The 25,055-nt window shown below is 41.9% G+C and carries 20 protein-coding genes; 5 read left to right on the top strand and 15 right to left on the bottom strand.

Annotated features, from left to right (window positions below; all coding sequences use genetic code 11):
- Positions 1-2: 2 nt before the first annotated feature.
- Entirely contained in the window at positions 3-770 is a 768-nt protein-coding gene (gene pomA / locus ISP07_RS08710; protein ID WP_054552564.1) for a flagellar motor protein PomA, read from the bottom strand.
- A 272-nt stretch (positions 771-1,042) separates the two neighbouring features.
- Between pomA and xseB the strand changes: the two genes are divergently transcribed.
- The 4 genes from xseB (at position 1,043) to ISP07_RS08690 (ending at position 6,516) form a co-directional block, all read left to right on the top strand.
- A complete protein-coding gene (gene xseB / locus ISP07_RS08705) occupies positions 1,043-1,285 on the top strand; it encodes an exodeoxyribonuclease VII small subunit (RefSeq protein ID WP_054552565.1) in 243 nt (80 codons plus the stop codon).
- Positions 1,286-1,289: 4 nt separating this feature from the next.
- Complete coding sequence (gene ispA / locus ISP07_RS08700) at positions 1,290-2,177, top strand: (2E,6E)-farnesyl diphosphate synthase (protein WP_209327385.1); 888 nt, start codon at positions 1,290-1,292, stop codon at positions 2,175-2,177.
- A gap of 88 nt (positions 2,178-2,265) precedes the next feature.
- Positions 2,266-4,128 carry a 1-deoxy-D-xylulose-5-phosphate synthase gene (gene dxs / locus ISP07_RS08695; RefSeq protein ID WP_209327384.1) on the top strand — a complete coding sequence of 621 codons (1,863 nt, stop codon included), beginning with the start codon at positions 2,266-2,268 and terminating at the stop codon, positions 4,126-4,128.
- Between the two features lie 285 nt (positions 4,129-4,413).
- Positions 4,414-6,516, top strand: a complete 2,103-nt coding sequence (locus tag ISP07_RS08690) for a hypothetical protein (RefSeq protein ID WP_420706837.1) — start codon at positions 4,414-4,416, stop codon at positions 6,514-6,516.
- Between the two features lie 103 nt (positions 6,517-6,619).
- Here the strand turns inward: ISP07_RS08690 and ISP07_RS08685 are convergent, their stop codons facing one another.
- From ISP07_RS08685 to ISP07_RS08620, 14 genes are all read right to left on the bottom strand, one after another.
- Positions 6,620-9,706, bottom strand: a complete 3,087-nt coding sequence (locus ISP07_RS08685) for a ligand-binding sensor domain-containing diguanylate cyclase (RefSeq protein WP_138600412.1) — start codon at positions 9,704-9,706, stop codon at positions 6,620-6,622.
- Between the two features lie 33 nt (positions 9,707-9,739).
- Positions 9,740-10,225, bottom strand: a complete 486-nt coding sequence (locus tag ISP07_RS08680) for a phosphatidylglycerophosphatase A (protein ID WP_062566077.1) — start codon at positions 10,223-10,225, stop codon at positions 9,740-9,742.
- Positions 10,222-11,196, bottom strand: coding sequence for a thiamine-phosphate kinase (gene thiL / locus ISP07_RS08675; protein WP_054552570.1), 975 nt, complete (start codon positions 11,194-11,196; stop codon positions 10,222-10,224). The genes ISP07_RS08680 and thiL overlap by 4 nt, the downstream gene beginning before the upstream one ends.
- Positions 11,197-11,240: 44 nt before the next feature.
- Positions 11,241-11,651, bottom strand: a complete 411-nt coding sequence (gene nusB, locus ISP07_RS08670) for a transcription antitermination factor NusB (protein ID WP_054552571.1) — start codon at positions 11,649-11,651, stop codon at positions 11,241-11,243.
- A gap of 15 nt (positions 11,652-11,666) precedes the next feature.
- A complete protein-coding gene (gene ribE, locus ISP07_RS08665; RefSeq protein WP_054562661.1) occupies positions 11,667-12,131 on the bottom strand; it encodes a 6,7-dimethyl-8-ribityllumazine synthase in 465 nt (154 codons plus the stop codon).
- Between the two features lie 105 nt (positions 12,132-12,236).
- Positions 12,237-13,352 carry a bifunctional 3,4-dihydroxy-2-butanone-4-phosphate synthase/GTP cyclohydrolase II gene (gene ribBA, locus ISP07_RS08660; protein ID WP_209327382.1) on the bottom strand — a complete coding sequence of 372 codons (1,116 nt, stop codon included), beginning with the start codon at positions 13,350-13,352 and terminating at the stop codon, positions 12,237-12,239.
- 42 nt (positions 13,353-13,394) lie between these two features.
- Positions 13,395-14,048 (bottom strand): riboflavin synthase, encoded by a 654-nt coding sequence (locus ISP07_RS08655; RefSeq protein ID WP_209327381.1) that lies wholly within the window; start codon positions 14,046-14,048, stop codon positions 13,395-13,397.
- Positions 14,049-14,052: 4 nt separating this feature from the next.
- Positions 14,053-15,192, bottom strand: coding sequence for a bifunctional diaminohydroxyphosphoribosylaminopyrimidine deaminase/5-amino-6-(5-phosphoribosylamino)uracil reductase RibD (gene ribD, locus ISP07_RS08650; RefSeq protein WP_209327380.1), 1,140 nt, complete (start codon positions 15,190-15,192; stop codon positions 14,053-14,055).
- 2 nt (positions 15,193-15,194) lie between these two features.
- The gene (nrdR, locus tag ISP07_RS08645) at positions 15,195-15,644 is read right to left on the bottom strand and encodes a transcriptional regulator NrdR (protein WP_054552576.1); all 450 of its coding nucleotides are present in this window, start codon (positions 15,642-15,644) and stop codon (positions 15,195-15,197) included.
- Positions 15,645-15,750: 106 nt separating this feature from the next.
- Positions 15,751-17,007 carry a serine hydroxymethyltransferase gene (gene glyA, locus ISP07_RS08640; RefSeq protein ID WP_054552577.1) on the bottom strand — a complete coding sequence of 419 codons (1,257 nt, stop codon included), beginning with the start codon at positions 17,005-17,007 and terminating at the stop codon, positions 15,751-15,753.
- Positions 17,008-17,743: 736 nt separating this feature from the next.
- Entirely contained in the window at positions 17,744-19,027 is a 1,284-nt protein-coding gene (gene thrC / locus ISP07_RS08635) for a threonine synthase (protein WP_054552578.1), read from the bottom strand.
- 18 nt (positions 19,028-19,045) lie between these two features.
- The gene (gene thrB, locus ISP07_RS08630; RefSeq protein ID WP_138615806.1) at positions 19,046-19,972 is read right to left on the bottom strand and encodes a homoserine kinase; all 927 of its coding nucleotides are present in this window, start codon (positions 19,970-19,972) and stop codon (positions 19,046-19,048) included.
- A gap of 9 nt (positions 19,973-19,981) precedes the next feature.
- Positions 19,982-22,399: a bifunctional aspartate kinase/homoserine dehydrogenase I gene (thrA, locus tag ISP07_RS08625; RefSeq protein ID WP_209327379.1), complete on the bottom strand. Its 2,418-nt coding sequence runs from the start codon at positions 22,397-22,399 to the stop codon at positions 19,982-19,984.
- A 227-nt stretch (positions 22,400-22,626) separates the two neighbouring features.
- Positions 22,627-23,001, bottom strand: coding sequence for a response regulator (locus tag ISP07_RS08620; protein WP_054552581.1), 375 nt, complete (start codon positions 22,999-23,001; stop codon positions 22,627-22,629).
- Positions 23,002-23,238: 237 nt separating this feature from the next.
- Here ISP07_RS08620 and ISP07_RS08615 point away from each other — a divergent pair, with 237 nt between their 5' ends.
- Complete coding sequence (locus tag ISP07_RS08615) at positions 23,239-25,002, top strand: sensor histidine kinase (protein WP_054552582.1); 1,764 nt, start codon at positions 23,239-23,241, stop codon at positions 25,000-25,002.
- Positions 25,003-25,055: the final 53 nt, after the last annotated feature.

Genomic DNA, 25,055 nt, shown 5'->3' with positions numbered 1-25,055 from the left:
CTCTACTCCTCGGTATCAACTTTACGTTTTGATTCGGCTAAGTAGTTTTTCAAAATACCTTCAATTACTTTCGGGTTCTGACCGTCTTGAATACCTAGCACCGCGTCAAGAATTAAGCGTTGATTAAGGGCTTCTTCGTCTTTACGCAGTTCTAGTTTTACCTGAATTGGAATAGCAACAACGTTTGCTAAGAAAGCACCATAGAGAGTTGTTAAAAGGGCAACTGCCATTGCTGGGCCGATTGCCTTTGGGTCATCCATGTTTGATAACATAGCAACCAGACCGATTAGCGTACCGATCATACCCATTGCAGGAGCAATATCGGCAAGTGATTTGAATAAACCAGCACCGAGTTCATGACGGTTAGCAGTAAGAGAAATATCTTTTTGCAGCGTGGCGCGAACGACATCAGCATCATGACCATCCACTAACATATCGACCCCTTTACGCATAAAACCGTTGGGGATTTCAGCTTCTTCTAATGCTAAGAAGCCACCTTTACGTGCTGAATCAGCTAATTCTACTGCTTTTTCAATTAATTCTTCCGGAGATTCGATTTTGAACATAAAAGCTTTTGCTGCCACTTTACCTATGCCCAAAAATTGCCCCATGGTGAAATTTGATAATACAATAAAAATCGAACCACCAAATACAATGACCACCGAAGGCGTGTTGTAAAACATTGCAACTTGGCCATCACTACTTAACACCATCGACATAGCAATTAAGCCTATGGCACCAAGAATACCTATTATGGTTGCTAAATCCACATACCCCTCCAGAGGAACAATTACACGATACACTCAAGTATCAAATTTTTATTATTAACTGCTTATCGGCAAGCAGTTGAAATACTTAAATCATTAAATGAATTAATTTTATTTTAATGTAAGATTTTTAAGCTACAAGTTTAAGCTGTATTTAAAATCGTAAAAATAGCATACTAAAAATGAATTATGCGTAAAAAAACACATCATTCTTTGACCTAGTTTAGCATTCCCCCTAAAATTGGCCTCACTTTCTAACAGCTATCGAGGCCACAATGGCAACAAAGAAACCAGAAAACTTAAGCTTTGAAGAAGCACTGGATGAATTATCTCAAATTGTTGCACAAATGGAGCAAGGTGAATTGTCACTGGAACAATCACTAAAACAATTTGAACGCGGCATTGCGCTAGCAAACGCTTCGTCTGGTAAGTTACAACAAGCCGAACAAAAAGTTGCCATTTTAATGGGTAACGATAGCCAAGCGCCTCTTAGCAATTTTGATTCAAACTTGGACTAATTAAGTGCAATTAAAAGAACAATTACAACGCGCTCGTGAAGACGTTGAAGCACATTTAAATCGCTATTTTGAACAGCCACTTAAAACCGAAAAAAACATCAAAGAAGCCACCCACTACGGTGTTCTAAATGGTGGTAAACGCTTACGTCCTTACCTTGTATATGCAACGGGCCGGATGATGGGCGCGGACAAGGCCGATCTTGATATTCTTGCCGCCGCTATTGAGTGTATTCATAGCTATTCTTTAGTTCATGATGACTTACCAGCAATGGATGATGATGACTTAAGACGTGGCCGCCCTACCTGTCATATTGTCTATGGCGAAGCACAAGCCATACTCGCAGGTGATGCCTTACAAACACTGGCATTTGATTTAATTGCCAATCATCAATTTGCTGTTTCTGCGAGCCAGCAAGTAAAAATGATTGCCTCATTAAGCAAAGCCTCAGGTATTGAAGGTATGGTAGGTGGGCAAGCACTGGATATTGAAGCGACCGATAAAGAAATTACAGTTGCTCAGCTAGAGCGCATTCATCAGCTAAAAACGGGTGCCTTGCTTAATTGTGCAATTACACTCGGTGCATTGAGTGCAAAAAGCTGTGATGAACATACACTCGCGCAATTAAACCTATTCGGTCAAGCAATTGGGCTGGCCTTTCAGGTACAAGACGATATCCTTGATGTAGAAGCTGATACTGAAACATTAGGTAAGCCACAGGGTTCCGATGTTGCTGCAAACAAAGCAACCTACCCTGCTTTATTAGGGATGGCAGGCGCAAAGCAAAAAGCACAAGATTTGCTGGCTCAAGCCCATCAAGCTCTTGAGGCTATTGATTACGACACCAGCGAATTGGCGAGTCTTGCAAGCTATATTGTTGAACGCAATTATTAATACCTAAAAAGAAAGACAAAATAACTAAAAAATCGGAGCGGCAATGGGCTATAATGCACTCTGGTTAGCGAAGGATGTATAAAAAATCATGACACTTGATAGTAGCAAGTATCCATTATTAAGTTTGGTTGACGAACCAGCACAACTGCGTGATTTAGCGCAAGACAAGTTACCTGCGTTTAGTAAAGAGTTACGCGAATACCTACTTAACTCAGTTTCGCAAAGTAGTGGTCATCTAGCATCAGGTTTAGGCACTGTTGAGTTAACAGTTGCACTGCATTATGTTTATAACACTCCTGAAGATCGTTTAGTTTGGGATGTGGGTCATCAAGCATACCCGCATAAAATCTTAACGGGTCGTCGTGACCAAATGCATACTATTCGTCAAAAAGACGGTTTGCACCCATTCCCATTCCGTGAAGAAAGCCCATACGATACTTTCAGTGTTGGTCATTCGAGCACCTCAATTTCAGCAGCCTTAGGTATGGCCATTGCTGCAGAAAAAGAAGGTAAAGATCGTAAAACCGTTGCCGTTATTGGCGATGGTGCGATCACTGCTGGTATGGCATTTGAAGCAATGAACCACATGGGTGATGTTAACCCTAACGTGTTAATTATCTTAAACGACAATGAAATGTCGATTTCAGAAAACGTGGGGGCACTCAATAACCACTTTGCCCGAATTTTATCTGGTAGCTTCTACACCAATATTCGTGAAGGCAGTAAAAAGCTCCTTTCTGGTTTACCGCCTGTGAAAGAACTTGCTAGCCGCATGGAAGAGCACCTAAAAGGAATGGTCATTCCGGGTACGTTCTTTGAAGAGTTAGGCCTAAATTACATCGGCCCAATTGATGGTCATGATGTAAATATGTTGGTTGATACCTTACGTAATATGCGTAACCTTAAAGGCCCACAGTTACTACATATTAAAACGCAAAAAGGTAAAGGTTATAAGCCTGCTGAAGCGGATCCAATTGGCTACCACGGTGTACCAAAATTTGATCCGAGCATGTCGAAATTACCAAAATCAAAACCGGGTGCTGCCACATTCTCAAATGTGTTTGGTGACTGGTTATGCGATATGGCAGCCCAAGACGACAAGCTAATGGCAATTACCCCTGCGATGCGTGAAGGTTCAGGCATGGTGCGTTTTTCAAAAGAGTATCCTGCGCAATACTTTGATGTGGCGATTGCTGAACAACATGCTGTAACGCTTGCAGCAGGCCTCGCTTGTGAAGGGTTGAAGCCTGTTGTTGCTATTTATTCAAGCTTTTTACAACGCGCTTACGATCAACTTATCCACGATGTAGCATTACAAAACTTACCTGTTTTATTCGCTATTGACCGTGCAGGTATTGTTGGTGCTGATGGTGAAACTCACCAAGGCGCCTATGACTTAAGTTTTATGCGCTGTATTCCTAATATGATTATTATGGCGCCAAGCGACACTAAAGAGTGCCGCCAAATGCTTTACACTGGCTACCAATGCAATCAACCTGTTGCTGTTCGTTACCCACGTGGTAGTGCCGGCAATTGTGATGTTGAATCAACAATGAGTGCGATTGAAATCGGTAAAGCGCGTAGTATCAAACAAGGTAGTAAAGTGGCCATCTTGTCGTTCGGTACGCTGTTAGAGAGCGCCAAAGTAGCCGCAGATGAGCTAAATGCAACAGTGATTGATATGCGCTTTATCAAACCTCTTGATACTGAAACTATTAATGAGTTACTTAGCAGCCATGATGTCATTGTTACTTTAGAAGACAATGCCATTGCAGGCGGTGCTGGTTCTGCTGTGAATGAATATTTGGCTGCAATCAAAGCCGATGTGACTATCTTAAATTTAGGTATTCCAGATGAGTTCATTAAGCATGGCACACAAGATGAAATGCACGCTGAGATGGGCCTAGATGCCAATGGGATCTTAACTCGCATTAAAGAGTTCATGGCTTAAAAACTATACGCAATTCATTAAAAAGGAGCCTCATGGCTCCTTTTTTATTATTTAAAACCATACACATAAAAAATAACTTACCTATTTTCTATTTTCTTGCATCCAATATCTTTAGCTAGCCGTTTATTCATTGAGGTTAACTCGTGAGCACGTATTTTGTCGTTAAACAATACAGTTTGTTTGTTCACATTTGATGGAATATTTAAAAGGTATAGACAAATGAATACGATTAAAAGTAAAGCTATTAAAGATCAACAACTCGCTAATTCAAAACTATCTAAGGTCATGTTTTCTGCCATTGCTCTTGCTGTGATGCTGGGTATTACAGGGTGTGATGGAGATGATGGTAAAGATGGTGCTATGGGAGCTCAAGGTGCAGCAGGGCAAGACGGTACTAATGGTGTCGATGGCCAAAATGGCGCTGACGGTCAAAATGGCGCTGATGGTATGAATGGCAACGATGGCGCTCCTGGCTTTGCATCAGCAACATTTATATTAGCGAACAATGGCTCTGATAATGCGGGCACTATCAACCTCATTGATCAAAATGCCGCTAAACTCACAACATTTAATACTGGTGCTAATGAAGGTGTTGTTTTCGATAGCTTAGGTAATTTAGTGCAAGCTGCTGATTCTGGAAATGGAGCACTGAGTACCGTATGCCAAGTGTTAAACCGTGCAGATGGCATGTACACCAATAATATTGATCGTACATTAACTGGCACAAACACCACACTTGTAAATCCGAAGGGCATACATATCTCTAATAAATATGGTCTTGTTTTTATTGCTGATTTCAATGCTATGCAAGTAACTGTATTTGGTAAAGAAGCTGCAGGCGATGTAGCACCATTAGCAACAACGGTAACTGATGCAACACCATGGGATCTTACGTACGATGAAAATAATGATCGTCTTTACGTCGCACTAACTAATGGTGATGTTGCTGTTTACGACAGTTATGTAATGGGTGGTTTTGCTGCAACACCAACTCGAACCATTACACCAAGTGATGAAACTGGTACAAAAATCTCAGTCAATATTCATGGTATTGCTTTAGATATGACTAGTAACAAGCTTGTGCTGTCTGATGTAGGTAGTGCATCTGATGCAACAGATGGTGCACTCTTTGTAATTTCAAATGCTGCTCAAGCAGATGGTATGGTAGCGGTTGACCGTCATATAGCAGGCCCAATGTCTATGCTCGGTAACCCTGTGGATATAAGTCTTACTGGCAGCGACTTGCGTGTGGCTGAAAAATCAAATGATGCAGTTTTAGTATTTAGTAATATATTTGCAGGCGAAAGTGGTGATGTATCACCAGATCTCATCACGCCAACAACAAAACCTGAATCAATAACAGAAACCGTTATGCATAATAATATGCAAGATAGCTCTGATAGTATTATGGTTAACATGCCCCTGCTCGGTGTAGCTGTTAGTAGTAACCCAGGAACAGTAGGTCCGACAACAGGTCAAATTAGTCGTTTAAACGCACCTTTAACAGCCGAACTGGCAACGTATAATGCAAATCAAACAATTGAAAGTGTGGCTTTTGATAAGTCTGGCACTAGCTACGCAACATTTGATGATGCAGTTACATCGATGGGTGGTATCGTTATTTCAAACAAGGTTGCAACACAGCGTAACGGCGAAAGTTACGCAACCAACCAAGACAGAACAATCATGGGAGCAAGTACTGGTATTATCTCACCAAAAGGTATTGATATAGCTTCAGATATAGGCATGATTTTTGTTGCTGAATTTAATGCAACAACGCCTGGTGTTCTCATTTTCTCTAGCTGCGCAACAGGTGATGTAAGCCCATTAATGACCCTAACACCCAGTGCTAGTGCACGCCCTTGGGATGTAGACTATGATCCATCAACTGACAGAGCATTTGTTGCACTTACCAATGGCACTATTGCTGTTTTTGATGAAGTGAAAAGCAAGTGGATGTCAGGTATGACAACCATTACAGGTGAAGATCGTTTAATTACCCCTGCATCGGGCGGCACTGCATTTGCTGCACCAACCAATATTCATGGTATTGATTACGACCCATTAAGTGACTCACTAATAGTTTCTGATGTTGGTTCTGCAGCCGATGCCACCGACGGGAAAATTTATGTGATTAATAGTGCCGCTATGGCCAGTGGTTTAACCAATGTAAGTGTAAATATCGCAGGTCCTGCAAGCCAATTAGGTAACCCTGTCGATATTATGTATACGGGTAATGATTTATATGTTGCCGAAAAATCTAATGGCCTAGTTATGCGCTTTGATAATATTTTAAATAGCCCTAGCGGTGACATTGCAGCAACGGTGAGCTACTCCTTTACCGCCCCAGAGTCTGTGGCTATTTTACCAGCTTGGCTTAATCACTAACCATCAAAAGGTGTTTAGGTAACGAACGCCTCTGTTGGCCTCCAATGCCTTATCTAGCTCTAGATAAGGCATTTTTATATCTGCTCACTTGGTTTAGAGAGTATTAACGCATCCAAATTTTAATATCGGCTAAACCATTGGCTTGCAGTGCGCTGAGCTGCTGATCAACATTGTTGCTTTGCTCGAACTCAAAGGCATCTAATTGCTCATCAAAGGTAATGTTTGCTACACCATCGCCACCGCGCTTTTTAACTTGATGCAGTGCGATATCGGCAAGGTTAACTGAGGTTTCCCAACCAATAACTTGGCCACCCAGTAAAGGTAACGGATAAAAAGACCAACCAATCGACGCAGTGATAGTGGTCGACTGCCCATTCGGTAATCTAAATGGGTTTGCTGCAATTGCTTCACATAAATCGGCCACATAATTGTCTATTGCTGTGCGTTTGAAATCACGTAGTAAGAGTAAAAACTCGTCACCACTCCAACGCGCAACATAGTCAGAACCTTGAGTACGGCTATTCAACAAAGTCGCCATTTGCTGTAAACAGCTATCGCCTGCAAGTGGGCCATACGCATCATTAATGCGGCTGAAGTTATCAAAGTTTATTATTAATAGCACTAGCGACTTACCCTGCGCTTGCAATGACTGTGAGTTACGCTGGAAGTGTTCGATATCTTTAGGGAGCTGATCAAACAAGAAGCGACGGCTACGTAAGCCTGTAAGCTCATCTGAGTGACTAACTAGCTTAAGCTGTGAGTTCACTTGGTTAAGCTTATCGTTAGCTTCTCGAAGCTCTACGGTACGTTCTGTTACTAAGCTTTCAAGGGCTAATTGCTTACGTTTCTCTTGCGCTCTAAATACCCAAAACACGAGGTAGAACAGTAAAATAAAGCTGCTGGTGATCAAGAGTCTAAAATAAATAGTCTCATCAAAACGACGCGGCACTACAAAGCTGTACTCGGTACGACGTGCTTTTTGCCAATCTTCACCACGACGCTTTGCTTCAAGTTGGAACAAAAACGACCCCGGCGGTAAGTTGGTATAGATTGCCTCACGACGAGTATTGGCATAACGCCAGTCACTGTCTAAGCCACTTAAACGGTAACGGAACTCGATACTTGAAGGGGCATAATAATCAATCGCGGTATATTTTAACGTTACATCGCGTTCATCAATTTGTAGCTCAGGCTTATTACCTAAAGTTGCGGTACTTAAATGACGAAGCGGCGTGATCAAGCTTTCAATGCGAGGCTTAAGTGCTTGTACACCAAACAGCTCAACGCTCTTTGGTATTTCTACCACACCTTGCAGACTTGGGTACCAAATAGAGTTGCCTGTGTCTGCTACAGCATCATGGCCAAGGCCAGCACAACATTGACTGGCTTTACCATCAAGTTGACGGTCAAACGATGAGATCACTTGTTCTACTTTTAAACTTTCGATATCAGTACCAAACTGCTCTACAGGCATACGGTATACGCCTTTCATAGTACTGACCCAAATACGTTTTAATTGCTTGTCGTAAACTAGACTGAAAATAGAGCCATACGGTAGACCATCGGTGGCATCTAACTGACGCCACTGGCCTTTGGTACTGCGATAAAATAAGCCATCGTTAAGTGAACCAATTAATATTCCCACTCCTTCGATATTCAAAATACTGGTGACGTAAGCACTTTCTAAACTAGTTTGGTCGCCAATTTTTTCAATCCCGCGGTCGGTAAAGTAATAAGCTCCTTTACTGGTACCTATTAAGCCAAAATTCTGCTCATCATGAACATAAGTAATAAATTTGCTGCTTAAGAAGGCATTGTATGCAAAAGGTGTTAAACCACCATAACTTAAGCGGTACATACCGCGGCCAGTACCGAGCCAAAATCCACCTTTGCTAGAACGGCTTATTGCAAATACTGGGTTATCGCGCAGCGCTCGCCCAGGCACCGTATACAGGTTTTGGTTTTCGTAATAAAACACACCGCGGCCTGTTGCGATGTACAAACGATCACCATCAAATTGTAAGTCGTGCACTGCTGCTCGACCAAACTGATTACTCGGAATTTGATTTACAAAATTCTTGTTGTAGTCGAAGTAGCCAACACCGCTACGGTTAGCCACCCATAATTTGCCATCAGGTGCCTGGCTAATCGCCATCACCGCTTCGGTCATATTTGAGATAGCTGAGTGACGTTCAATACGCCCTTCGTGAGCAAGCCATAAGCCTTCACTGAAGCTTGCCAGCCAAATGTTATTTTGATTGTCACGGAAAATATCGGCAAACCAAATGCTTTGATCGAGCTGGCTAGGTTCAACCCATTGCCAATCTCCTGAATTATTACGGAATAATAAGCGTCCATAAGTAGAGATCCATAGCGCGCCATCGGAGTCGCTCATAAACTTATAAACGGCAGAGTTACTGGCATTTGGCAATGGGAATGGACGCAGCTCGTCATCTAAATCAAGAAAGTAGGCACCAAGCTCTGAGGCAAGATACAAGTTACCTTCAAGCCACGCCATGTCATGAATAATGGTTTGCGCTAATCGTTCAGGTAGTGAAACCTTGGCAGTCAGCTCTAATCGTAATTTCGCAAAATCAGAAGAGGTATTAGTTAAACGCAATAAGTGACGCTCATTAACCAGCCAAATGCCTTCTGGCGACAATGCCATTTGACTCACCGAACCCACAATTTGCGTAATAGCAGTGGCATTCGAGACCGGTACAATTAACGCGGAGTTTTGATTGAGTGTGACTTGATTTCGAGCAACATAATAAAGGCCATTCGCTGCAATCCAGATACTGCCTTTGGAATCTTCGAGAATATCGCGCACCGGACCTTTAACGTTAAAGGTTTGCGACATCATGGTTTTAGGATCAAGTGTTACTAAACCATTCTTGGTACCAACCCAAAGTAACCCTGTGCTATCGACTAGTAATTTATTGATACCATTACTTGGCAGGAAGTCGCTGTTTTGCGTATTGAAGTTAGTGAACGTATTACCATCAAAGCGGCTTAAGCCAAACTGAGTACCCAGCCACATATAGCCTTGCTCATCTTGAGCAATACTTTTTAATGATTGCGATGGCAAGCCATTTTGGATGTTCCACTGTTTGACGACATAGTCAGTAATAGATGCAAACGCAGGCATGCTGCAAAGCATCAACAAACAGACAACTAGAAATCGCATCATATACTTGCCACCAAGTAACACTTAACTCATCGTTTAAAAAGGCAAATAGCCTGCTTTAAACAAGGCTTGAACACAAATTAATGAAAAAATACCTGCTAAAATATCATCAGCCATGATGCCCAAGCCCCCATGTAAACGTCTATCTAAAATTCTGATAGGACCTGGTTTAGCGATATCAAAAAAGCGGAACAATAAAAAACCAACCAACAGTGACTGCCAACTCAGTGCAGCACCAATCATGGTGATATAATAACCAGCAACTTCATCCCAAACAATGGCTGGATGATCATGCACACCTAAGTCATCTGCTGTTTTACCACATGCCCAAATACCAAACACGCTGATCACGACAGCAAATACAATTTGTAACCAAAGCGGAAAATACATTGTGGTGAAAATAAATGGCAAGGCAGCAAAGGTACCAAAGGTGCCTGGCGCTTTAGGGGCAAGGCCTAAGCCAAAACCCAGACCAAAAAATTGGTGTGGGCGTTTTAAATTGAATAAACGGTTACTGCTCAAACCGGCTCCTTTGTAAAGTGCTGAAAGCCTTTTCCTTGGTAGTTAAACTTTTCGCCGTCAAGCAATAGCTCAATCTCACCTTCGCCACTTTTAATTTGACCTACACAGCTTGCTTCTACACCATATTGGCGCAGTTTCATATCAACCATGCTTTTATTGCTTTCTGGCACAGTAAACAGCAACTCATAGTCGTCACCGTAATTTAAGATATAGTCAAATTGCTCAGCACGTGGAATCGACGAATTTAATGCATCAGAAACAGGCACTTTATCAACATTGATCACCGCACTAACTTGCGATAGCGCTAAAATATGGCCTAAATCAGCTAATAAGCCATCGGAGATATCAATTGCTGAAGAGGCTGCGCCTCGCAAAACTTGCCCCGCTGCTACACGTGGCGTCGGATAATCAAAACGATTATTTAAATAGCTTAAGTGTTCAGGGGCGATATCGAGGCCTTGTTTACGGGCTTCAATGGCTACACCAGCATCACCTAATGGACCTGTTACATAAATCCAATCGCCAACTTTAGCACCGCTACGGCGCAGTGCTTTGCCTTCAGGCACGATGCCTTTAGCACAAATCGTAATAGTTAAAGGGCCTTGAGTGGTATCACCACCAATGATTTGCACATTGAAGTACTCTGCAATTTCATGCATGCCTTCAGTGAACTCTTCAAGCCACTCTATATTTGCTTCAGGCAAAGTTAGGCCTACCGAAATCCACGTAGGTTCAGCGCCCATTGCCGCAAGATCACTTAAGTTAACAGCTAAAGCTCGATGCCCAAGAGCACGCGCAGAGATGTCATCAAAAAAGTGTACGCCCGCAACTAAAGTATCTGTTGTTACCGCCAATTGACAGTTTTCAGGCACAGTTACTAAGGCACAATCGTCACCAATACCTAGGTTCACATCACGGCGAATAATGCCACGGCCCTTAAAGTAACGATTGATTAATTCAAATTCCTTCATACACAAAAAAGCCGGCCCAAGCCGGCTCTCCTTTACGGGGTTACTTACTTACGCAGTTCTTTCACTGCTTTATCAAGTACACCGTTGACAAATTTATGGCTGTCTTCAGCACCAAACATCTTAGCCAACTCAATGCCTTCATTGATTGCCACTTTGTAAGGTACGTCTTCACGGAATTTCAGCTCATAGCCAGACAGACGTAAAATTGCTTTTTCGACCATGTCTAACTCATCAGCTGGGCGTGCTAAATGTGGTGCAACGATTTCATCTAATTGCTTACAGTTAACAACAACACCGCGTGCTAGGTCTTTGAAATATTCGACGTCGATCTTAGTCACATCATTTTCAATTAACATTTGCTGTTCAATATCAGCAATTGGGTTACCGCTTAACTGCCAAGAGTATACGGCTTGAAGTGCTAAGATACGTGCTTTACGTCTTGCTGCTGGTTTCACAGAGATTCCTTAAACTTAAATTTTGTCTAACACATTAACCATTTCAAGCGCACCTAAAGCAGCTTCGCCGCCTTTATTACCCATTTTGGTACCTGCGCGCTCAATTGCTTGCTCAATGCTTTCAGTGGTTAATACGCCAAATGCAACCGGGATATCGTACTCAAGAGATACTTGCGCAAGACCTTTGTTTGATTCGCCAGCGACTAAATCAAAGTGTGGCGTACCACCTCTGATCACGACACCTAGAGCGATGATTGCATCGTGTTCTTTCTTTGCTGCAACGCGTTTCGCTGCTAAAGGTAATTCAACGGCACCTGGTACGTAAACAACAGTAATGTCGTCTTCAGAAACACCACCTGTGCGCTTAAGCTCATCAACAGCACCTGCTAATAGGCTGCTACCAATAAAGTCATTAAAGCGAGAAATGACAATGGCAAATTTTTTGCCCGGTGCGTATTTGTTACCTTCAATAATTTTCATTTAATAACCCTAAAAAATAAGTTTAAGCGGTTGCGATTGCGCAAAAATTACGGCGCATAATACCACAAAAATATAAAAGTAGCCTAGTAAATCTATTTTCCCAAATTAAGAGCGAGGCTCAACATAGTCAACCACTTCTAAGTGGAAACCAGATAGCGCGTGGTACTTCTTAGGACGGCTCATTAAGCGCATCTTTTCAATACCTAAATCAGCTAAAATCTGCGAGCCCACACCCACAGTACGCGATGTACCTTGGAATTTACGATGACTGACATTTTCGCCCGCATCTTCAGCAGCAAACGCTTTAACAGTGGCTTCTAAGTCTTCAGTTGATTCTTGTTTACCTAAAATAACCAGCACGCCGTTGTGCTCAGCGATATAAGCCATTGCATCTGATAAGCCCCAGCTACGATCAGCACTTCTATCTGATAATAGAATGTCGTTAAAAGTGCTTTGTAAGTGAACACGTACTAGCGTAGGTTCATCTTTCGATACTTCACCTTTTTGTAAAACATAGTGAAGCTGACCATCAATGGTGTCTTTGTAGGTCACTAAATCAAACTCACCGTGTTCTGTTGGCAGTTTACATTTTGCAACACGCTCAATGGTGGTTTCGTTTAGGTTTCGGTATTCGATTAAATCAGCAATAGTGCCAATCTTTAAGTCATGCTCTTTAGCAAATACTTCAAGATCTGGGCGACGGGCCATAGTGCCATCTGCATTTAGAATTTCAACAATCACAGATGAAGGTTCAAGACCTGCTAAACGTGCTAAATCACAACCCGCTTCAGTATGACCAGCACGTGTTAACACGCCACCAGGCTGCGCCATAATTGGGAAAATATGCCCTGGCTGTACGATATCGCTCGGTACGGCACCTTTAGCGATTGCGGCTTGTACGGTACGTGCGCGGTCGGCTGCTGAAATACCTGTAGTTACGCCTTTCGCCGCTTCAATCGACATAGTGAAGTTAGTTGAAAAAGCTGCACCGTTATTTTTAACCATCAGTGGTAATTCTAACTGCTGACAACGCTCTTGTGTCATTGTTAAACAAATTAAACCACGGCCGTGTGTTGCCATAAAGTTGATGGCATCAGCACTGATATGTTCTGCCGCGATAATTAAATCGCCTTCATTTTCTCGGTCTTCATCGTCCATTAAAATAACCATTTTACCGGCTTTAATGTCATCGATAATTTCTTGCGCGCTGTGTAAATTCATAATGTGCCCATGAGAGTATGATTAATAGTGACGTATCTTTGCTTACTTAATAAAGCCAGCTTGTGCGAGCAAGCTCATTGATATGTCTGAACGGGAAGGTTGTTCAGCCCCTGTAATTAGGCGCTCTAAATAGCGAGCAATCTGGTCAACTTCTAAGTTCACCTGAGTACCCACCTGAAATTCTGCAATCGTTGTTTGCTCAGCAGTATGTGGAACAATCGTCAGCTTAAAGCGATTTTGCTCAACCTCGTTGACGGTTAGGCTAATGCCATCAATACACACCGAGCCTTTGTACGGAATGTACTTCATTAAATCATTGTCAGTACTTAACCAATACTCAGTTGCACGAGCATTAGGACTAATACTTTCGACAGTCGCAATACCATCAACATGGCCTGACACTAAGTGCCCACCTAGGCGAGAAACCGGTTGCATAGCTTTTTCGAGGTTAACTGTTTGCCCTTTTTTATAATGTGCAAACCCAGTTAAGCTAATTGTTTCGTTTGATAAGTCAGCACTAAAACCATCGCTATGTTTAGCGACAACCGTTAAACACACACCATTGGTGGCAATACTGTCACCGAGCTTGACGTCTTCCATATCCAAATTAGCGCTTTGAATACGAATAGCTAGATCACCTTGTTTTTGTGATAGTTCAACGATTTTACCTGTTGCTTCAATAATTCCAGTAAACATAGTGCTACTCTTTATTTTCAATTTTTGTGGCTTGCTTTGCTTTTGTCGCTGTTAAGCGAATATCGTCGCCAATCATCACTGTATCAGTAAAGGTCAGTTCAGTGATATCACTCATCATGGTGACTTCTGCAAAGTTTAGTAAGCTTTTGCCCATATCACCTATTAACTTAGGGGCAATATAAACAATGTATTCGTCAATTAAATCTTGCTCGGCAAACACCCCTGCAAGGGTTGCTCCCGCTTCGAGCCAAATATGATTAAATTGCAGTTCAGCAAGACGCTTTAAAACCGCCGATAAATCAACTTTATTGTTAACTGCTGGCACCACTTCGTGTTTAACAAAGTGAGGCCACTTGGTGTGATTATCAAGCGAAGTGGTAAAAATTATTACCGGGCTCTCGATGCTGAATAACGAAAGCTCAGGCGTTAACCTGTTTTGTGAGTCAATAATGATTCGGGTTGGTTGGCGCAAAGGCAACGAGGTTGGCATGGTAAATGGCAACTCATCAATACGGACATTAAGTTTTGCATTATCAGTAATAACGGTGTCTGCACCGGTTAAGATAGCGCAGCTTTGCGCACGAAATGCTTGCACATCTTGGCGCGCTTGAGGGCCTGTTATCCATTTACTTTGGCCATTATTGAGTGCGGTTTTACCATCTAAACTGCACGCCATTTTACAGGTTACATATGGCAACCCTGTTTCCATACGCTTTAAAAAGCCTTTGTTTAAATCGCGCGCTTGTTGCTCAAGTAAGCCAGATGCCACACTAATACCAGCGTCAGCTAATATCTGCAGGCCTCGACCACTTACCGCAGGGTTTGGGTCAACCATAGCAGCAATCACCTTGCTTACACCCGCAGCTTTTAAACCTTCGGCACAAGGCGGAGTGCGTCCATAATGACTACAAGGCTCTAAAGTGACATAGGCAGTGGCGCCCTTTGCTTTATCGCCAGCTACAGCCAAGGCATTCACTTCAGCATGGCCCTGCCCTGCGATTTGATGAAACCCTTCACCGACTATTTCGTCATCTTTAACCAGTACACAGCCAACATTCGGGTTTGGCGTGGTAGTAAAACGGCCGTGTTTAGCAAGCTCAATGGCACGCGCCATGTAAACAGTATCAAGTTCTGTAAACGACATGATTAATCACCTAAACGAGCGATTTCTTCTCCAAACTCGCGAATGTCTTCAAATGAACGATAAACCGATGCAAAGCGCACATAGGCTACTTTGTCGAGTTTTTTCAGCGACTCCATGATGCATTCGCCAATTAAATGGCTAGAGATTTCACGCTCACCGGTAGCACGAAGTTGAGATTTAATGATGTTAACGACTTCGTCGACCTGCTCAGTGCTCACTGGGCGTTTCTCTAAAGCGCGATGCAAGCCATTCAGTAACTTGTCTTCGTTAAATGGTTCGCGGCTACCGTCTTGCTTGATGACTCTTGGCATCACAAGTTCAGCGCCTTCAAAGGTGGTAAAGCGCTCATGGCATTCGTTACATTCACGTCGACGTCTCACTTGGTGACCACCGCCAACAAGTCGAGAATCAATTACTTTAGTATCTTTTGCGGTGCAAAAAGGGCAATGCATAGGGTTCTAGTTCCGTTTATAAAAAACAAAAAGGCCGCTTAGTAAGCGGCCTTTATGATAGCAAAAAACAACGCTATTGTTATCTTAATTACGGTTTAACCAGTAATTAAGCGTAAACTGGTAATTTTTTACAGATAGCTTTAACTTTCTCTTTTACTTCTGCTTGAACAGACTCATCGTTGATGTTGTCTAGTACGTCACAGATCCAGCCAGCAAGCTCTTTTGACTCAGCTTCTTTGAAACCACGGCGCGTAATAGCCGGAGAACCAATACGAAGACCTGACGTTACAAACGGTGAACGTGGGTCGTTTGGTACTGAGTTTTTGTTAACAGTGATGTTTGCGTTACCTAGTGCCGCGTCAGCATCTTTACCTGTGATATCTTTGTCGATTAGGTCAAGAAGGAATAAGTGGTTGTCTGTTTTACCAGAAACAACTTTGTAGCCACGCTCTTGCAGTACTTCAACCATAGCTTGAGCGTTCTTAACAACTTGTGCTTGGTACGCTTTGAATTCTGGTTGTAATGCTTCTTTGAAAGCAACCGCTTTAGCAGCGATGATGTGGCATAAAGGACCACCTTGACCGCCAGGGAATACAGCGCTGTTTAGCTTTTTGTAGATCTCTTCATCACCACATGCAGAAACGATTAGACCGCCACGAGGACCCGCTAATGTTTTGTGAGTTGTTGTTGTAACAACGTGTGCGTGAGGAATTGGGCTTGGGTATACACCCGCTGCGATAAGACCAGCAACGTGAGCCATATCTACAAATAAGTATGCGCCTACTTTATCAGCGATTTCACGGAATTTAGCCCAGTCAACAACGCCTGAGTATGCAGAGAAACCAGCGATGATCATTTTTGGCTTGTGCTCTAATGCAAGCGCTTCAACTTGAGCATAATCAATTTCGCCTGTTTCGTCGTTTAGGCCGTATTGAATTGCATTGTACGTTTTACCAGAAAAGTTAACGTGTGAACCGTGAGTTAAGTGACCACCATGAGCTAAGCTCATACCTAGTACTGTATCGTGCGGCTGAAGAAGTGCTTGGAAAACAGCTGCGTTTGCTTGTGAGCCCGCATGCGGTTGAACGTTAGCGTAATCTGTGCCGAATAATTCGTTTGCACGGTCAATTGCTAATTGCTCAACAACATCAACATGCTCACAACCGCCATAGTAACGTTTGCCTGGGTAACCTTCAGCGTATTTGTTGGTAAGCTGAGAACCCTGCGCTTCAAGTACGCGTGGGCTACAATAGTTTTCAGACGCGATCAGTTCGATATGCTCTTCTTGACGAGCCGTCTCTTTAGTGATGGCTGCAAATAACTCTGGATCGAAATCCGAAATATTCATGCTACGTTCTAACATGGGGTCTCCTAAGGCAACGTGTATGGTGTTTTTTAAAGGCTGTATTGTACGCTTAAAACGCACTTTTGCCTATCTTGTAAAGATGAACATATTTAAACAGGGATTGAATTTATTTCACAGTGTTTTAATAATGATATTTTTTTATTGATACATAATAAAAATTTATAGATTTAAAATATTTCATAGATATTTAAAATGTTATTTCAACGAAAAACCGCCCGATTAAATTGCGTTTTTATAGGGACAAACTAAGCTTATAGGACTAGTCAATATCAAGGATGGTATAAGTACATGTTAGCTAAACCAATATACGAATTAGTCCCCTACGGATATTTTTTTCTTGGCATAAGCTGTATCGCATTGGCAAATAATTATGTGCCAACTCTCATCGGTGTAATCTTATTTTTATTAGGTGCTAATATTTGGCGGATGCGTTCAGAAGCCAGAAGAACCGATCATTCAAGCCAACGTGTTAAACAAAAAAAACGTCGCTATTACTATGAATTTAAACCTTTTATCATTTTTATTTCGGCTTTCACCTTAATGCAATGGACGCAAAATGAGCTCGTCTCGGTGATCAGCATTTTGCTATGTATCGCGGCCGGGGTCATCCTAAGCATGAGGATTTTAAACCGACATAGTCATTCGTTACTTCATTAGAGACTTCATTAGAGACTTCATTAAAAGGCTGTATTAAAAAGAGCGGCTTAGCCGCTCTTTATACCTTTATAAAGCACTAAGCTAATTTATTTAACAGCTCAGTTCGAAGCAATTGATAATCAAATTTAATATCTTCGGCCAAACATTGCTTCGCTAATGCATCTGCTAGTGGTTTCGGCATAGGCAATTCGATGTCTAAAATTTGCTCTACGCTGTCTTTGAATTTAGCTGGGTGTGCAGTCGCTAAAAAGATACCTGCACTGCCATCAGCTAGATTTTCTTTCAAGCCCTGATAAGCAATTGCAGTATGAGGCTCTGCGATGTAACCTGTTTGATGAATTTTTTTCATCACTTCTTTTGTTTCTTCTTCACCAACACAGCTCGAATAAAAGTCATCATAGCTAAACCATTCGTTATCTAGCATGAATTGCACACGTGGCCAGTTATTCGGTTTACTCACATCCATAGCGTTCGATAGTGACTCAAGCGTATCATTCGGTGCCCACTCTTTATTTTGTAAGAAACGTGGCACCGTGTCGTTTTGGTTAGTTGTAGCGCTTAATTTCGCTACTGGCATACCAAGCACAGCACCGATCATCGCGGCACACACATTACCAAAGTTACCACTTGGGACTGAGATATGCGCTTTACTACGCTGCTCTTTTGGTAATTGAGCAATCGCTTCAAAGTAATAGCAAACCTGTGCAACTAAACGACTGATGTTGATTGAGTTAGCAGAGTTTAGACCTAGCTTTTGTTTAACTTCGTCGTCTAAAAAGGCTTGCTTTACCATACTTTGGCAATCATCAAAGCTACCATCAACCGCATAGCAGTGAATGTTATTGCCTAACGTTGTGAATAGCTTTTGCTGCGCTAATGAAATTTTACCTTTCGGGTATAAGATCACGACATCGATATTTGGCTTATTATAAAATGCATGGGCAACTGCAGCCCCTGTATCGCCTGATGTAGCCGTTAAAATCGTGACTTTTTCACCCTGATTAAATTGCGCAAGACACTCAGCCATAAAACGGCCACCAAAGTCTTTAAACGCAAGCGTTGGGCCATGAAATAATTCAAGGCAATAAATATCTTTTTCTACTTCAACTAATTTCACATCAAAGTTAAACGCATTTTGCACCATCTGTGCAACGGTATCGGCAGGAAGCTCGTCACCAATCAGGTGCGATAAAATCTTACTGCTACGGCTCACAAAGTCTAAATCAAGTAACTTATCAATGTCTTGAATTGGTGTAAGGCTATTAGGGAAGAATACACCTTGATTACGCCCTAAACCCGTTTTTACCGCTTCAACAAACGACACCTGTTGTGTTTCATCTTTTAAATTATGTAATTGCATGTTTATTCCTTAAATTCTTTAAAGCTGTCGTGTGCCAAGCTGATCAAGTTGGCAGATGTGGCAGAAGCCCTGCTCATTGATGTAATTATCATTCAGCCAAGCTGCACACTGCTTAGCAGCTTCCAGGCTCTTACACACGGTAAATAATGTTGGGCCCGCACCAGAAATGCTGACAATCTCTGCACCAAGCTCTGGCAAGGCACTCTTTGCTTCGGCAAAGCCTTGAATGAGCGGTGCGCGATGTGGCTCAGCGATTTCATCACTCATAATGGAAAGCGCTGCGTCAAAGCGACCTGTAAGCAATAAGCTGCTAAATGCAGAAAGTCGTTGTGCGAACTCAACACTGTCGTGCATTGATAATTGCGTTGGCAAGACCGAACGCGCTTTTGCGGTATTCAGTGAAAATCCCGGAAAAGCCGCTACGTAATACCATTGATTATCAACAGGTAACGAAATTGACTTGTTCGGAATGAGTTCACCAGTTAATTGCAAGCCACCTAAATAACATGGTGTGATGTTATCGTAATGACGACCGCCACTAACAATGGCTTCAAAATCAGCCATCAACTCGATAAGTTGCTCTTGAGATAAGTTGGTTTCAGCGAACTTATCAAGGGCTGCAAACGCAGCCACCACAGAACAGGCACTCGAACCTAAACCTGAACCAATTGGTAGGTTCTTTTTAAGCTCAAGTTTTACCGCTGGCATAGTCGGTGCAACGTGTTCTTTAAAATGAATTAAACATTGATAAGCCAAGTTTTCTTCAGCATTAGCAGGCAGTTTGTGGGCATAGTCGCCAGAGCAGACAAAAGTATCTTGCTCAGCGGCACTCACCTCTACAACATCGCCTAATAAGGTGCCATCGATTGGTGCTAGCGCAGCACCTAACGCATCAAAGCCGACAGCAAAATTCCCGATTGAAGCGGGTGCATATACACGGATCATGACCAGCTCCTAACGTGTTAACGTTTTTAAAATGTCGGCAAATACGCCTGCAGCCGTTACTTCAGCACCTGCGCCATAACCACGAATAACAAACGGACGAGGTTGATAATATTGACTTAAGATGGCCAGTGCATTTTCACCGTCACGGATATCATAAAGAGCATGGCTACTATCTACGGCTTCAATGCCTACTTTACATTGACCGTTTTCAATAGTACCCACATAACGAAGTACTTTACCTTCGCTTGCAGCACTTTGTATACGGTCGTTAAACTGTGCATCAAGTGATGGTAGTTTTGCCATGAAATCTGCTACAGAATCACCTTCTGCAAACCCTTTTGGTAAAACAGATTCAACTTCGATATCGCTTAGTTCTAACTCAAGACCCGATTCACGGGCAATGATCAGTAGTTTTCGAGCAACATCAGTGCCTGATAAATCATCACGCGGATCTGGTTCTGTAAAACCACTTTCTTTTGCTTTTAACGTGGCTTCGCTAAGTGATAAACCATCTTGTAGCGCACCAAACATATACGATAATGAACCCGACAAGATACCGCTGAACTTAATAAGTTCATCACCGGCACCAAAGAGTGATTTCAGGTTATCAAGTACTGGTAAGCCTGCACCTACATTTGTTTCGTATAAAAACTTACGATTATTCTTCTGTGTCGCTGCAACTAAATCTTGGTAGTAAGCATACGAGCTAGTATTGGCCTTTTTGTTTGCCGCAACAACGTGGAAACCGGCATTCAAGAAATCAACATATTGCCCAGCAAGCTTATCGGCTGAGCTACAATCTACGATCACAGGGTTAATTAAATGGTTTTGTTTAACAAATTGCTCGACCAAATTTAAATCAAATGCCTGCTCTGACACGGCTAATTTGTCTTGCCAGCCATCAAAAGCAATGCCTTCGCTATCTAGATAAAGCTGCCTTGAATTAGCAACACCGTACAAGTTCAGTTTAATATTACGTTTTTCAAGCCATGCTTGTTGACGCTTTAACTGCTGGATAAGTTCTTGACCTACTAAGCCACAGCCGAGTAAAAACACATCGATTGAAGGAATGTGAGTAAAGAAGTTCTCATGGCACACTTTCACTGCGTCGTTGCATAGTTCACCATCGATAACCGCTGAAATAGCACTCTCAGTCGAGTCTTGTGCAATAGCAACAATGTTAACCTGCGCTTGAGCTAATGAAGCAAAGAACTTAGCTGCTAAGCCTTTGTGCGCACGCATGTTATCACCAACTAGGGTTACAATCGCAAGGTTACGCTGTACTTGAACTGGTTCGATTAAACCGGCTTGTGATTCTAATTCGAAAGCAGTTTGTAATGCTTCTAGAGCAAGTGATAGGTCGCTCTCATGCACACAGAAACTGATACTAAATTCACACGAAGATTGTGTGATTAGTACAATTGACACATTGTCATGCGCCAATGCATTAAATACTTTTGATGCCATACCCACTTTGCCTTTCATACCTGGGCCAGACACCGTTAACATAGCGAGGTTTTGTAAACTTGATAGCGCTTTAACAGGCTCGTTCGACACACTGTCGTTACTGATCACTGAACCTTCAGCGCGTGGGTTATGAGTATTTTTGATCTCGCACGGCACACCAGCTTTAGCACAAGGTAAAATCGTTTTCGGGTGTAATACTTTCGCACCAAAGTAAGACAGCTCCATTGCTTCTTTATAAGATAACGAATCAACCTTAGATGCTTTTTTGATATAACGCGGGTCAGCATTGTAAACACCGTCAACATCAGTCCAGATCTGGCATACATCAGCTTCTAAACATGCCGCAGCTATTGCTGCTGAGTAATCTGAACCATTGCGACCAAGTGTTGTTAGTTCCCCCTGCTCATTGGCAGCAGTGAAACCCGGCATAATATAAATAGTGCTCGGTGCTGCTTTTAATGCAGCTTGAAAACGTAACTTACTTGCAGTCAAGTCAGCTTCAGCATCAATGTAGCCACCTACAGATGCAATACAGTCTGTTGCTTCTAAATAACGAGCATTACTTTCGTTAAGCATACACTCCATTAAGGCAACACTAACGCGCTCACCAAAACTAATTGCATAAGCACGTACTTGGTCTGGGCAACACTTCAAAAGTGCAACACCATCCAGTTTATTCTTAAGTTCGTTTAAATCAGGCCAATTCACTACCTGACCAAAGTCAGCTTCAACAGCAGCTTTTAATTGTTCACAGCGCGCAACCAATGCTTGCCATAACTCACTAAAATCTTGCCCCTGCTCTGCAGCGCTTGCTAATGCAACTAATGAATCTGTCATGCCACCTGGTGCTGACAGCACTAACAGCATTTCATCGCGTAGTTCTTCTTTGACTAACTGAGCTACCTGTTGCAAACATGCGTAGTCGGCCAAGGACGACCCACCAAATTTTAATACTCGCATTATTTATGTTTCCTCATTCCATAAACGAAAAAGGCCTGTGTTCTAGTGAACACAGGCCTATAAATTTGTTGCACCGACCTATGCCACTATCCCGTAAGGATGATGGTTGTAATAATAATGGTCGTTGCGTGATTAAATGTTTTCATAGCCTTTAGACTGCCTTAAATGTAGCCAAGCTGTCAACCCTTAAAGAAAAGATAAATTATGCACTTTTGTTATACAAAAGATTAATGAATACCAAATTTATGCAAAGTTGCTTTCAGTCGAACAATATCTATCGGCTTATCGATGAAATCAATGGCTCCCAAACTAGCTACTTTTTGCTTCATTTGCGCTTGAATATCAGCTGAAATAACTATAACAAAGCACTCTATTTTCTCTGCTTTGATCGTTTCAAGTACAGCAACACCATCTAGCTCTGGCATAGTTAAATCCAAACACAATAGATCAAAGTTTTGCTCGCGTAGTAAAGCAAGTGCTTCTCGACCATTGGTTGCTTGTTGAATATCAGCACTTAAACAGTTACCTAAGCACCGAACTACTTGTTTGCGAGCTATACTTGAATCATCACAAACCAGTATTGAAAAATTAGGGTTATTCATGAATATAAAATCTTCGCTGTAGCAAATACAACATCTAAAAAGGCTAAAGTAAAAGACGAGCGAAATTTATAACACACTTTTATTGGTGCAGTAAGGTTAAGTTTTTTTAAAAAATAGTAACAATTTATAAATACTCCAGTAAAAAAGGATTTATTTATTTATTTTTAACCGTTTATTAGCTAACTTTAGAACTAATTGAATGTATTACAAATGTAACCAAGGAGCTATGGGTATTCTATGTTACAGAAAAGCCTATCAAAAGAATTGTTAACAAATGTGCTCTCGGTCTACTTCTTACTCACTTTTGTAGTGACCTGTGGGCAGGTTATTGCTGAATATGTAAACACTAAAGATTACATTCGTGACGAATTAACCACTTTACAAAAAACATTTAGCCGTAGTTTAACCCGTGCAATTTGGGAACTTAACGATAAACAAACCATCACAACAGCTGAAGGCTTACTCGCAATCCCTATGATCGAAGGCATTATTGTGCGCGATGATAGTGGCGAGGTACTCTCACAATTAGGTCGCTCATTAGATATTCACGAGCTATATAGCCAGCAGTTAGTGCAAGAAGAAGCGATAATCGAAGATACACCATCCGGTTTATTCGGCTATACATTTCCGCTTATTTTTGAGTTTTCGGGTAAAACAACTCAAGTAGGCGATGTAACCTTATTCTCAAGCCGAGAAGTGGTATTTAGCCGCATCATGATCTCTATTTATTTTCTAATCGGTAACGCAATGATCAAAACCACCTTTTTGATCATACTTTTCTTACTAGCATTTAGAAAACGCTTAACTGAACCACTTGCGCAATTTACAGAACAAATTGAAGATCTTGAACTAAACGATTTAGAAGGCCGCCATATCGAGATCCACACAACTGAACACAACGAATTAAAAGTAATGGAAGAATCTTTTAACCGTTTAATAGATAAAGTTGTTCTCTACCGAGAAGAGCTGGAACATACTCAGAAAGAGCTTGTACTTAGTAATGAAAAACTCGACCAACATAATTTACAGTTAGAGCAAGAAGTCGCGCGCAAAACATCTAACCTTAGCCAAGCGATGATGGATTTGCAGCAACAGAAATATGAATTAGAAAAACAAAAGCTAACACTGACTGAAGAGATAGACCTTCGTAAACAAACTGAACAAGAACTCATAACCAAGCAAACTGAGTTACAGCGCTATGTTGATGAGTTGAACTTAGCACAGGAGCGCCTAGTCGGCTCCGAGAAAATGGCTGCTTTAGGTGGTTTAGTTGCAGGTATTACCCATGATGTAAACACACCAATCGGGATTGGTGTGACTGCGACTTCATTTTTACAAGAACGTTTAGATCAGATTGAAGCGGCATACAAAGAAAAAACCCTATCACCAAAAGCGCTTGAAGAGTTTATTAATGACGCCAAGCAAAGCACTAGCTTACTTACTAGTAATTTAGACCGTGCATCAGAGTTGGTTGCAAGCTTCAAGCAAATTGCAGTCGATCAAGCCAGTGAAGCGGTACGTACTATTAATTTCAAAGAGTATTTAGGTGAAGTGATCCGCTCTTTACATCCAAAACTAAAGAAAACATCTCATCATATCAATTTAGATTGCCCTGAAGATTTAACACTCAACCTGCCTGCAGGCGCTATTAGCCAAATTTTTACAAACTTGATCATGAACGCGCTTATTCATGGCTTTGAAGGCATTGAAAGTGGCATCATAGATATCATAATTAAAGACGAAGAAGATGAAGTCGTTATCGACTTTAAAGATAATGGTAATGGTGTATCCGAACATCAGCTAGAAAAACTGTTTGACCCGTTCTTCACAACCAAGCGTGATCAGGGTGGCAGTGGGTTAGGTACTCATATCACTTTAAACTTAGTGAAGCAAACCCTTGGCGGTGATATAGAAGTAACAAGCGAAGTTGGAAAAGGCTTGCATTACCATATTAGTTTCCCAAAAAACATGCCTAAACCGCTCTCAATGTTTAACTCATAAGCAATTCGTACTGATGGCGAAATGATTCATTTCGGCATCAGTTTTTTATTGTT

Origin of the sequence: Pseudoalteromonas sp. PA2MD11, assembly GCF_017808125.1 — a bacterium.
GTDB classification, from domain to species: Bacteria; Pseudomonadota; Gammaproteobacteria; order Enterobacterales; family Alteromonadaceae; genus Pseudoalteromonas; species Pseudoalteromonas simplex.
This window is presented reverse-complemented; position numbering and strand designations above follow the sequence as displayed.